Origin of the sequence: Shewanella sp. SM101 (genome assembly GCF_025654465.1) — a bacterium.
Taxonomy (GTDB): Bacteria; Pseudomonadota; Gammaproteobacteria; order Enterobacterales; family Shewanellaceae; genus Shewanella; species Shewanella oncorhynchi.
On record NZ_JAKKRH010000008.1, the window covers coordinates 59,353 to 71,338 of the forward strand.

Genomic DNA, 11,986 nt, shown 5'->3' on the forward strand with positions numbered 1-11,986 from the left:
GCTCCGTCATGAACCTTACAGCGTCCAGCGATAGAGCCAGGTTTCAACCTGACGAGGAGTTGGGAACTTAAGTTCAGCGCGCAGTTCGATAAGATCTTTATCTTCTGGCTCTAATTCAAAAGCTAAGCGATAGCCATTTTTAGCGGCATTACGGGCAATCACCACATTCGTGACCACACCACCAGAAGCTTCAACTTTAGCGACTGGCATTTCATCTGTCATCGGACCTTCAACTTGATAGTCGACCACAAATAAACGTCTTGGAGTCGCCTTAGCAATATCGGCACGACCACTGGCAGAGCGAGAAATATGTACAGCACCGACTTTCGCAGCAGGTTCTTCACCCCAACTCATGCGATAGGCAAAATGAAATTCACCGCCAGCAGGAATAGGCTGACGTGGTTTCCAATAACTAACAATGTTGTCATGAATTTCAGACTCTGTCGGAATTTCAGTCAACACCACTGAACCTTGCCCCCAATTACCCACAGGCTCAATCCATAGGCTTGGGCGACGTTCGTAATGGGCTTCTAGATCTTGATATGACGCATAGTCACGCTCACGTTGGATCAGACCAAATCCCTGAGGCGAGTTGTCAGAAAACGCACTGACTTGTAACTGACGTGGATTAGCTAATGGGCGCCATAAATGCTCACCACGACCATTTAACATCAATAAACCATCAGAATCATGTACTTCAGGTCTAAAATCATCGGTGTCGTGACGACCATTGAGTGAATGTAAGAACATGCTAGTGCTTGGTGCTAAACCGACTTTGCTCAGCTCAACACGAGGAAACAGTGTCGCTTCTACATCAATCAAGGTGTTATCACCGGGACGGACAGAGAAAGTATAGGCACCTGCTACGCTTGGGCTATCTAGCAAGGCATGCACAACAATCAAGTTGCTGTCATTGTGTGGACGCTCAACCCAGAAGGCGCGAAATATCGGGAATTCTTCCCCTTCAGCGTCAGCCGTTTTTAACGCCAAACCACGGGAAGATAAGCCATAGGCGTTACCTTTACCTAAAGCGCGGAAATAACTCGCACCTTGGAATACCATAAGCTCGTCAAATACACCATTCGTATTCAATTGGTTATGAATACGAAATCCTGAGTAGCCAATGTCGTCATTCGGCAGCGCTTGAGTAATCACTTCACCCGCGGTGAAATATTTAGGCTCATAGGCTAAGTGCGTTGCATTCTGACCTTCTACAATCGCAATCTCGATCAGATCTTGAAAATAGAAACCACGGTGGAACATTTGCATTTGAAATGGCACGCCCTGATCACGCCAAATAGACGCAGTCGGGTTAAAACGAATATCTCTGTACTCATCGTATGACAGTTTAGCAAGGCCAGCTGGCAAAGGATCTTTGAGGGTCACATAAGGTTTCGCTGCCAAACGTTTTGCAATCTTCACGACAGTTTCGCTATCAAAAGCGCCTGTCTTAGTGAATCTGATTTGATTTTTTGTACTGGGCTGAGAAATCACTTTCGGTGGAGTAACCACAGGAACTGCCTCGGCGGGTTTTGTCTCTTCAGCGTACGCGACACCAGACAGGGCGACTACAGCGCCTAGCGTCAGTGAACATATGAGTGACGAATAAGGTTTGGACGATGGGCAACGCAACAAGCTAACCATAGATAGGTAACCTAAAAAATAAACTAAGAAATCAATGTTTTTTATGTATACAGTGAATTTTTTTCACTCTGATTTAGAGATGAAAAAAAACAGTTGCTTACATATCGCGAAAGATATCAGAAGGAGAAAAAAACTCATAAATAAAGATGCAGTTAACCCCTTCTACACAATACTATTTGAGAATAAGCTTATACCAAAAATGAATATTAAAATAACATTATCATGCTTATTTCTGTTTTCAAAGTTACAAAAACAAATTAAGTGATCCAAATGCTACATTATTGAAAGTAAAATGAGCCTTTTTACACCTCAACTAAGTGTTGATGATCATAGATGAAATATCACAATAAGCGAATCAATCTGTTGGTAAGCCTAAGGATTAACACTAAGACAGCAGGAAATTTCAAAATTTTACCCGCTTAAATGTATCAAAACAACTGAGCTGATGTCACTGAAACTGCGGATCTATTTTAACATTTCATTGCCTGAACTATTTTGGCAGAAAAAGTGTCACAGATAATCCGCCCTGCTCCCTAGGCGCAATCACTAAACGACCTTGGTGCAATTCTATGATGTGATAGCAGATAGACAAACCTAATCCCGCGCCTATGCCTTCATTTTCATTCACACGATAAAAACGTTCTGTCGCATTGGCAATCTGCGGCTCTGTCATGCCTTGGCCTCGATCCGCGACACAAATACAGATTTCATCATCCAAAGCATGGGCCGACACTGAAATCTCCGATTCCTGTGGACTGTATTTACAGGCATTTTCGATAATATTCTTCAGTACAAGTAGCAAATAAAAACGATCACAGGTCACCGTTAGATTGGATGCGATATCGATATTCCATTCATAATCTGTGATTTGTGGCATTAATTGATTAAGCGCATCTTCGACCATAGGCAAAATGGCGTGGGATGACACATTAAGCTCATTAATCGAGTCCACCCTTGCTAATACGAGTAATTGTTCAACGGTATGACTCATGTGCACGACGCCAGCATCGATCGCAGCTAAATGGAATTTCTGCTGCGGATCATCATCAATCAGACTCTCTAAGCCATGTTGATGTAATTTAATCACAGATAATGGCGTTTTAAGCTCATGGGCCGCATCGGCGCTAAAACGACGCTCACGGGCGATAAATCGCGCGATACTATTGATATATAAGTTCAATGCGCGCCGAACAGGGACTAATTCTTTAGGCAATGACATAGTCAACGGGGTCAAATCGTTGGGCGCACGTCCAATTAATTCTCTTTCAAAGGTTTTTAATGGCCGAAACAAGAGATAAAACAAGAAGCTAACAATAATTAATGTTAAAGGCACTACCATCAAGGGCACGATAACGGCATTATGCATGATTTGCGATACGAGCTCTTGGCGTACTTCATCCTGTTGAGCAGTGACAATCCAAACATGATTTTTAACCGAAAAAAAACTGAACACATGCCAGAGTTCTCCTTCGAACACTTTCTTATGATAACCCTGTACGAATCGACTGATAGGTTGATGACCAATATTATCCGATAAAACTAAGGCTTCACCCGCCTCACTCCAGATTTGAAACGCCAATTTATGCTCATAGGCCAGTTTCAGCGCATCGGCCTTTTCGGCAAAGGAACTGATCTGGCTATCGGGAACGTGGAGCACTTGGGGTATGACGAGATCCTGAGCTGTTGCATTGGGCTCAGTATGATAGAACAACTCCAACATTTTAGCGGTTTGGAGCATTTGCGCATCGAAGAGTTCTTCGATTTGATGCTTAGAATCCCGAGTACTTAACCAGCTAGATACAGCGACGGATACTGAAATACCTGACAAAATTAATAATGTCAGTACCAAACGCAGTGAATACACATCTAGCCCCTTTAATCGAATCACTTCTTTTTCCTAACGACTATGCTTCAAGTCATCACTGCGTTATCAGTACCCACAAACGTGGAGCTTGTTATTTAACTCTTCAAATTAATTTATTTCAATCAAGGTATAGCCTATTCCACGCACGGTTTTGATTAATTCATTGGCAAGTTTTTTGCGCAGATGGTGGATATGCACTTCTATTGAATTACTGCCGACTTCATCCCAGCCATAGGTTAACTGTTCTAACTGGCTGCGGGTCAATACACGCCCTGCCGACTGAGCGAGTTCGAGCAGTAATTGAAATTCACGCCGTGAAAGCAGCACATTTTGATCGCGAAAGGTCACTTCACGGGTATTTAAATCAATGCAAAGCGCACCAATAATCAAACTGTTGTGATCGAGCCCATACTGACGCCTGACGATGGCACGAATGCGCGCGGCTAGTTCACGCACATCAAAAGGTTTACCGAGATAATCATCGGCGCCCATGTCTAAACATTCGAGCTTAGTGTCAAAATCCGTATTAGCGGTCAGAACTATTGTGGGAATTGACACTCCCTGCTGGCGCCAAGCTTTAAGTAACTCTTTACCATTACCGTCAGGCAATCCCAGATCGAGCACTATGGCACTGAAGCTTTCATTTTTAACCCCCAGCAAGGCTTGCTGATAACTATTAAGGTGATCAACTTGCATGCCAAGCTTTGCCAAACTCAAGCAAATCCCTTGGGCTAATAACTCATTGTCTTCAACCAACATAATACGCATTCAATGTCCTTAACTGAGCCCTAACGGAAAATACTGAACTTAACATCTTGTTGCTGTAAAAAATCTTCCGCGTCTCGCCCCTGCAGCATAGCCATAGTGGCGAGCATACCTGCAGTCACGCAGTTTGGCCCTAACACAGTCACAGAGCGCGGCGCATGGATAACGGGATAGCCAGTGCGTGGGTCAACAATATGGCCGTAACGCTTTCCATCGACTTCAAAAAATCGCCGCGTATCGCCACTGGTCGCTAATGCACCCTGACTAATCGCTAGTACACTCGCAGCATGATCGAGGTGTCGTGGGTCTTCAATTCCCACTTGCCATGGCGTCACTTTGGACACAGGACAAGCGATATCACCGCCAAAATTCACTAACACTGGAATGTCTGGATAACATTCGGCTAACTCATAGGCGACTCTGTCGACCGCATATTCTTTTGCGATACCACCAAAATCCAATTTCATACCTGTTGGCATCTCAATATGGCGCGAATCAAACTCGATGTGCTCAAACCCCACTAAGGCTTTCGCGGCAAGTATGCGGCCATGTTCGGGTAATTGGGCTTTGGGATCAAAGCGCCACAGTTCCATTAACGGCCCAGCAGAAATATCAAAGAGTCCATCACTGAGCTGAAAACATTGTTTAGCAAAAGCCAATAACTGCCAGGTTTCTTCATCGATAAGCTGCTTATGACCATTGGCATGGTTTAATTGCCACAGACAATTCTGCGCGATAAAGCGACTGTACTTATGTTCGATACGCAGCGCCTCAGTGACAGCCATATCCAACATATCGTCAGCAATATCGAGTTGATCACATGCTATGAGTATTTCACAGGGACTCGCCATGGCCCTAAATTCGCCCACATAACCCCAATCACGGCGCTGCAACGAATAAGGTGCGGTCTTTAGCGACGATGTCGACATCATAAATCACCTCTTCACATGGCATCCCACTGGGATTGCGATTGAATAAGTTCAGGGGCAAATTGAGTATGGGTAGCTAAGCTACCCATACAGTTTAACGCCTTGCTATCTGAGCCAGTAGCATTATTTCGTATTAAAAAGAATAACTAAACTGTGCTGTAATTGCCTTCTGAGTCGGAAACAGATCGAAGTTTTGCAGCTCTCCAGGAATCGTAGCGCCGTTATTTTTCGGATCCTGTTGGTAATACTCTAAGCGATACGACATTTCATGACCGCCCGATAATCTATGGCCAAATTTAACCCCAATCGTATAAGCCGACATATCACCGATACGATAATCGGCACTGGCAAACTCAGGCAGTGGCGTATCCGCCATCAAGAAAGGTTGATAGAAGTTAGCCGCAGTTTGTTGGTAATAGCGCAGATGTAATTGACCATAGAAATTGCCGGTAAAGTAATACCGATAATGGGTTTCTAAGGTATGTGATGTGAGGTCCCAGTCATCGGTATTATAACGATAGGAAAAATCCACCACACCCGCATCTAATGCGCCTTTAGTCATCACGTAAAAACTGTGCTTCAAGCGCGAATCGGGGCGGCTCTCATACAATAAATCCTGAGTAATGCCGTTGTTATCCACCACACTGAGCACCTTGTAGGGATCCGTTAAATAGCCATTCACACTCGACAAGCCGTAATTGGCTTGCAACAACCAGCGCTGACTAAGCACTTGGGTGATACCTAACATCACATCCGCGGTCTGCTTATTATCACTGCCACCTTGACGAGTCGCATCGAATGCGCTGCGATAAGCTTCCTCACTGGTGAAGTTATCGCGAATGACCATCGAAGATAAATCCACCGGACGACCACCAACGGGGTCAACCACATCGAAACTATAAGCCGTACCTAAAAATAAAGTGGTGTTGTCTTTATTAAACCCTCGCTCAATTCCGGCATTGATGCCCATTGACATATAATCAAACTCTTTCGAGCCATATGCGCCAACATTGAGTTTCCAATCTGGTGTTAGCACTTCACTCCAACCGATATTAGCTTGTACGCGAGTATCGTGAAAGGTGTCATCTAACGGCGTTTCCCCTGCTGAAACATGATATTGACCATTACCAGATGGTCGAGTAAAAGTTTGGCTGGTACTTTGGGCCACAGCGCCCGATGCTGAAGGCCCCGTTAGACTGTCAACCACGAGTTTGAGATCCAGCACACTGTCATCGCCAAAGGCTTTTTGCGCTGTGCCTATAGCTTCGATGGCTTGTACTCTATCTTGCTCACCGTAATACATTAACGCAGCATCAATCTTCCAGTCGTCAGCTTTTTTAGATAATTCAGTCGCATGGCCACTTGTTGCAAACAGTCCACAACTGGCTAATGCGAGAGCACCCGCTATCTGCTTCGATTGTCTTGTATTTATTGGGTTCTTTTTTTGAGTCATAGCTGACAACACCTGTAGGTCACTTCCATCCATTCAATACCGCGGGATTTCGCCCCAGATTTTAGAACATCTGCTCGTCACATTTGTTTTAGTACGTCTGTTCATTACATCTGTGCGTTACATTTATTCGTAACATCTAAAGGCAAATAACACCAACGGAGAGTTTAGTTACAGCCACATCCGCCACCGGCAAATGCACGACCGCCGCTACTGCCTTCTTTACTAAAATAAATATGATCATCGAGTGCTAGATCGAGCTTTTCACTGTCGAGCGCCATATCGCTGCGGGCCAACTGGCCTTTCTCCCACGGCTGCACTCCTAAACTTGAACATCCACTCAAACCTATGATGAGCGTTACTGCGACTAATGCGGGTTTAAGCATAAATTACTCCTTCAGTAAATTGACGAGCTCTTGCTCGTATTCAGCGGTTTTATCGGCATAAAAGCCAACATGATGCTGTACTAACTGACCTTGACGATTGAACATAAAACTGCTCGGCATGCCCAGCAAATCGAAACTGCGAGCGACATCACCTTCGGGGTTAAAACGCACTGAAAAATTGGCAGGGACTTGTTTCAAGAATTCCTGGGCTAACTCGTTATCTGTATCTAGGTTGATTGCCACGACAGCTAATCCCTGATCTTGATACTTTTTTTGTATTTCATTCATCCAAGGAAACGATTTACGGCAAGGGCCACACCAGGATGCCCAAAAATCGACATAGACGACTTTGCCTTTAAACTCACTCAGGGAAACGGCTTGGTTTTGCGCGTTAAACACTTGATAGTCCAGCGATGGCGCGGCTTGTACGCCTGCGGCCAATAAACTGAGTAACAATAATATTTTCTTCATAGCATATTCCGCATTAACGATTACGTTCGAATCTATTAACTGAATCTTAAGGTTTTCTTAAACAAGCTTATATAAGTTTAATTAACCTACTCACCACGCGAATGAACCATAGTTATCAGCATCGCCTTAATCACATGAGTGCTGATTAAGTGACCGATTTCATCCAAAATGGCAAATGTGAGACATTTTGTCCCATTAGAAAAAGTGAAATTAGATCTGCGTCATGTTAATCAAATGTCAAAATCAGTTCGGTCGCATCTCTTAAAAATTCTTGATATACATCAATAATCTTTACACTCCAACGGCCTAAACTGACACTGTCAATTATGTAAACCCTTACCAATTTACATTTAAATAACAAAAAGGTTGACCCATGGACACACATGCAGCCCTATATGAACAGGGAAAGGCGCGCTTAGATGCGTTACGCCAATTCGCTCCCCGTCAACAACAATCGCTGATTGAGAAAATGCAACAGCACGGCATTAGTCGCCGTGATTTTATGAAGTGGAGTGCCATGGTGACGAGCATGCTCGCATTACCCCTCCCCTTTAGTAACTTAGTAGCCGAAGCTGCAGAATTAGCCGATCGTGTACCCTTAATCTGGTTACATATGGCCGAATGTACTGGCTGCTCCGAATCTTTAATTCGTACCGATACCCCCAATCTAGACTCACTGATTTTCGATCATATTTCCTTGGAATATCACGAAACCTTAATGGCTGCAGCGGGTTGGCAAGCCGAAGAAAACCTCGAACATGCACTCGAAACTTACAAGGGCCGCTATTTACTGGCCGTTGAAGGGGCGATTCCGACTGCAAATAACGGCAGTTTCTTAACTGTGGGTTGTAAAGGCCACACAGGGTTAGAAATCATCAAGCATGCTGCTGAAGGCGCCGCCGCGATTATCTCTGTCGGCACTTGTGCGGCGTTTGGTGGGGTGCAAGCCGCTTATCCAAACCCAACGGGGGCTAAAGGCGTGCATGAAGTGGTCAGTAAACCCGTGATTAACTTAGGCGGTTGCCCACCGAGTGAAAAGAACATAGTCGGCACTTTGATGTACTTCATCATGTTCGGAAAATTACCTGCGCTGGATATGTTTAATAGACCTAAATGGGCTTACGGCGCACGGGTACACGATAACTGTGAACGCCGCGGCCGCTTCGATGCTGGTGAATTCGTTGAAGAATTTGGCGATCACGGTGCGAAAGAAGGCTACTGCCTTTATAAAGTCGGTTGTAAAGGTCCTTACACCTACAACAACTGCCCAACCGAGCGCTTTAACCATCACACTAGCTGGCCAGTACTCGCTGGACACGGTTGTATGGGTTGCTCAGAACCTAACTTCTGGGACGATATGGCTGACTTTGAAAAACCCCTTGGCCGTCAACTCCTCCATGGATTGGATGCGACCGCAGATACTATTGGTGCGGTGATTTTAGGCGCGACTGTGGTGGGCATTGGAGCCCATGCCGTTGCCAGTATTTTTGCCAAACCGCTGGAGGAATAACCCATGAGCAAGCGCGTTGTTATCGACCCTATCACACGTATCGAGGGTCACTTACGTATCGAAGTCGAAGTTGATGAAAATAACGTCATCAACAAGGCTTGGTCATCCTCCACACTTTGGCGCGGTATTGAAGTCATTCTCAAAGGCCGCACGCCTATGGATGTTGGCCTTATTGTGCAACGTATCTGTGGCGTATGTACCTATTCCCACTACCGCTGCGGTACTGAAGCGGTTGAAAATGCGTTAGGAATTCAAATTCCATTGAACGCAAGATACTTACGTTCATTAATGCAAACCTCTTTATACATGCACGACCATATTGTCCATTTTTACCATCTACACGGCTTAGATTGGGTTGATGTGGTTTCTGCACTGAGCGCCGATCCTGCTAAAGCGGCACAAGTTGCCCTGAAATACACAGACCATCCCATAGCGGCGGGTGAAGGTGATTTAAAAGCGGTACAAGAAAGAGTTAAAGGCTTTGTCGAAACGGGAAAATTAGGTCCATTTGCCAACGCTTATTGGGGCAACGGCACCTATAAATTTACCCCAGAGCAAAACCTTATCGCGCTATCTCACTACCTTAAAGCGCTTGAAGTACAACGTGTTGCGGCAGAAATGCTAGCCATTTTTGGTGGCAAATCACCACATCCACAATCCGTTGTTGTCGGTGGTGTGACTTCGGTGCGCGACATGCTCAGCCCTGCTCGCCTACAGGAATGGAAGCAAAAACATGCGACAGTAACTGACTTTATTCTGCGTGCCTATCAAGCAGATATCGTGATGGCGGCCGAAGCCTTTGGTACTGAACCTAGCGTGTTGGGCGGCGTAAACGTGAAAAACTTCATGGCGACCGATGACTTTGTGTTAGCCAATGGCGAATACATGTTTAATCAAGGCGTGATCATGAATGGCGACCTTGCTGGCGTCAGTGATGTGAATCCAGATCTGATTGCCGAAGACGTCAGCCACGCTTGGTATAGCGCCGATGCACCGCAACATCCCTATGACGGTACAACGATTCCTAATTACACTGGTTTTGTTGAACGCGACACTGTCTACGGCAAATTGCCAACACTGGATGGTGATGGCAAATACTCATGGGTGAAATCTCCCCGTTATCAAGGTGAACCTGTCGAAGTGGGTCCACTCGCCTGCCTATTGGTGAGTTATGCCCGCGGTAACAAGGTGGTAGTGGATTCGGTTAATGCCCTGCTCGCTCGCACAGGTCTACCCGTAGCGGCTCTATTTACCACTTTAGGTCGCACTGCAGCCCGTATGCTGCAAACAGTCATCGTCGCCCAAGAAGGGTTAAAAACCTTTGATGCGCTGCTGACGAATATCCAGTCCGATGAATCTACCTATGTAAAACCCAATATTGATCCAAATAAAGAGTATGTAGGTCACGCCATGATCGAGGCGCCACGCGGCATGTTAAGCCACTGGATCCGCATTAAAAATGGAGTGATTGAGAACTATCAAGCCGTCGTACCAACTACCTGGAACGCAGGTCCAGTGGATGCCAACGGTAAAATGGGTCCCTATGAAGCCTCTTTAATTGGCTTGAAACTGGAAGATCCTACTAAGCCCCTTGAGGTGATACGTATTATTCACTCATTTGACCCTTGCATGGCGTGTTCTGTACACGTGATGGATTTCAAAGGCCAAGCATTGAGCGAGTTCCGTGTCAGTCCCAATGGTCAATAATCGAGGGAGGGAACGCAAAATGAACCATTCTGCAACCCGCATTCGGACACTGATTTTTAGTCCGGCAATACGGATTTTTCACTGGCTCAGGGCACTGTCAATTCTGGTGCTAGTGATCACCGGATTCTATATTGCTTGGCCGTTTCTTGTGGCGCCTGAAAGTACGGACGTACTCGTACAAGGCTGGATCCGCTTCGCTCATCTGATTTGCGGTTTTGTACTAACCGCAATCACTTTAGTGCGCTTCTACCTGTATTTTTTCAGCCGAAGCGACATTGAGCGGCGCTCATTTCGCGATGTCATGAGCGTAAAAAGCTGGATCACTCAACTGAAATCTTACTTATGGATGGGGCACTTACATAAAGCCGGTGTCTATGGACCGCTGCAATTTGTGACTTATGTAGCAATCTCACTGGTCGCTCTTGTGATATGTATAACGGGTCTGGTGTTGTACGCCAATGTGTATCACCAAGGTTTAGGTGGCATGCTTTGGGGCAGCGCCGCTTGGATCACAGCACAAATGGGTGGGCTCGCACAAGTTAGGATTTGGCATCACTACTTAACTTGGGCATTTGTTATCTTTGTGGTTATCCACGTCTATATGGCGGTTTGGTCAGGGATACGCTTCAAACATAACTCAGTTGACTCGATTGTCTCTGGCTATGACTACCCAAAGCCAGACTCACACCACTAGGAGTCCAATGAAGATATTGCTACTCGGTATTGGCAATGTCCTGTACGCCGATGAAGGCATCGGCGTACATTTTGTCAATTATATAGCTGATAATTATCAGTTTACCCATGAGTCCCATCAGCTAACGCTGCTCGACGGCGGCACCTTGGCTCAGGGACTTATCCCTATTATTTGCCAATACGATTATTTAATCGTGGTCGATACAGTTAATGCCAATGGCGTAGAAGCGGGCGAAGTCTATTTCTTCGATTTTGATAAAGCGCCGAAGGAAATAGACTGGCAAGGCAGCGCCCATGAAGTCGAAATGCTGCAAACCCTCAATATGATGGAAATGGTTGGCGACAGACCTAAGACCTTTGTGCTGGGAGTCACCCCAACAGTGCTCGAACCTATGGTGCTAGGCTTGACCCCTAAAGTCGCCGCCGCGGTACCTTTAATGGAATCAAGCTTGTTATCCCACTTAGCCTCCCTTGGGTTCACTGCGACGCGTGTTGCCGAGCATAGTATCGACTCGCTGATCCCTGACTCTTATAAACGTGGCGTTACTACTGGTGAAAGTATATAGA

11 protein-coding genes are annotated in these 11,986 nt (G+C 45.6%); 4 read left to right on the forward strand and 7 right to left on the reverse strand.

Going from position 1 to position 11,986, the window contains the following annotated elements; all coding sequences use genetic code 11:
* Window positions 1-15 precede the first annotated feature (15 nt).
* The 7 genes from L5M38_RS06270 to L5M38_RS06300 form a co-directional block, all read right to left on the reverse strand.
* Entirely contained in the window at window positions 16-1,644 is a 1,629-nt protein-coding gene (locus L5M38_RS06270) for a glucan biosynthesis protein G (RefSeq protein ID WP_049821716.1), read from the reverse strand.
* A 490-nt stretch (window positions 1,645-2,134) separates the two neighbouring features.
* Window positions 2,135-3,532: an ATP-binding protein gene (locus tag L5M38_RS06275; protein WP_263178586.1), complete on the reverse strand. Its 1,398-nt coding sequence runs from the start codon at window positions 3,530-3,532 to the stop codon at window positions 2,135-2,137.
* Between the two features lie 84 nt (window positions 3,533-3,616).
* Window positions 3,617-4,276 (reverse strand): response regulator transcription factor, encoded by a 660-nt coding sequence (locus L5M38_RS06280; RefSeq protein WP_028760171.1) that lies wholly within the window; start codon window positions 4,274-4,276, stop codon window positions 3,617-3,619.
* Between the two features lie 20 nt (window positions 4,277-4,296).
* Window positions 4,297-5,205, reverse strand: coding sequence for an FAD:protein FMN transferase (locus tag L5M38_RS06285; protein ID WP_263178587.1), 909 nt, complete (start codon window positions 5,203-5,205; stop codon window positions 4,297-4,299).
* 130 nt (window positions 5,206-5,335) lie between these two features.
* Window positions 5,336-6,655, reverse strand: coding sequence for a DUF3570 domain-containing protein (locus L5M38_RS06290; protein ID WP_263178588.1), 1,320 nt, complete (start codon window positions 6,653-6,655; stop codon window positions 5,336-5,338).
* Window positions 6,656-6,819: 164 nt separating this feature from the next.
* Window positions 6,820-7,038 (reverse strand): DUF4266 domain-containing protein, encoded by a 219-nt coding sequence (locus L5M38_RS06295; RefSeq protein ID WP_028760174.1) that lies wholly within the window; start codon window positions 7,036-7,038, stop codon window positions 6,820-6,822.
* A gap of 3 nt (window positions 7,039-7,041) precedes the next feature.
* Window positions 7,042-7,509, reverse strand: a complete 468-nt coding sequence (locus L5M38_RS06300; RefSeq protein WP_028760175.1) for a TlpA disulfide reductase family protein — start codon at window positions 7,507-7,509, stop codon at window positions 7,042-7,044.
* Window positions 7,510-7,882: 373 nt separating this feature from the next.
* On the opposite strand from L5M38_RS06300, the gene hyaA reads away from it, so the two are divergent.
* The 4 genes from hyaA to L5M38_RS06320 are packed head-to-tail and all read left to right on the forward strand — an operon-like array spanning window position 7,883 to window position 11,985.
* Window positions 7,883-9,019 (forward strand): nickel-dependent hydrogenase small subunit, encoded by a 1,137-nt coding sequence (hyaA, locus tag L5M38_RS06305; protein WP_028760176.1) that lies wholly within the window; start codon window positions 7,883-7,885, stop codon window positions 9,017-9,019.
* 3 nt (window positions 9,020-9,022) lie between these two features.
* Window positions 9,023-10,726, forward strand: coding sequence for a nickel-dependent hydrogenase large subunit (gene hyaB / locus L5M38_RS06310; RefSeq protein ID WP_105252282.1), 1,704 nt, complete (start codon window positions 9,023-9,025; stop codon window positions 10,724-10,726).
* Window positions 10,727-10,745: 19 nt separating this feature from the next.
* Window positions 10,746-11,420 (forward strand): Ni/Fe-hydrogenase, b-type cytochrome subunit, encoded by a 675-nt coding sequence (cybH, locus tag L5M38_RS06315; protein ID WP_028760178.1) that lies wholly within the window; start codon window positions 10,746-10,748, stop codon window positions 11,418-11,420.
* Between the two features lie 7 nt (window positions 11,421-11,427).
* Complete coding sequence (locus L5M38_RS06320) at window positions 11,428-11,985, forward strand: HyaD/HybD family hydrogenase maturation endopeptidase (protein ID WP_105252281.1); 558 nt, start codon at window positions 11,428-11,430, stop codon at window positions 11,983-11,985.
* The last annotated feature ends 1 nt before the right edge of the window (window position 11,986 follow it).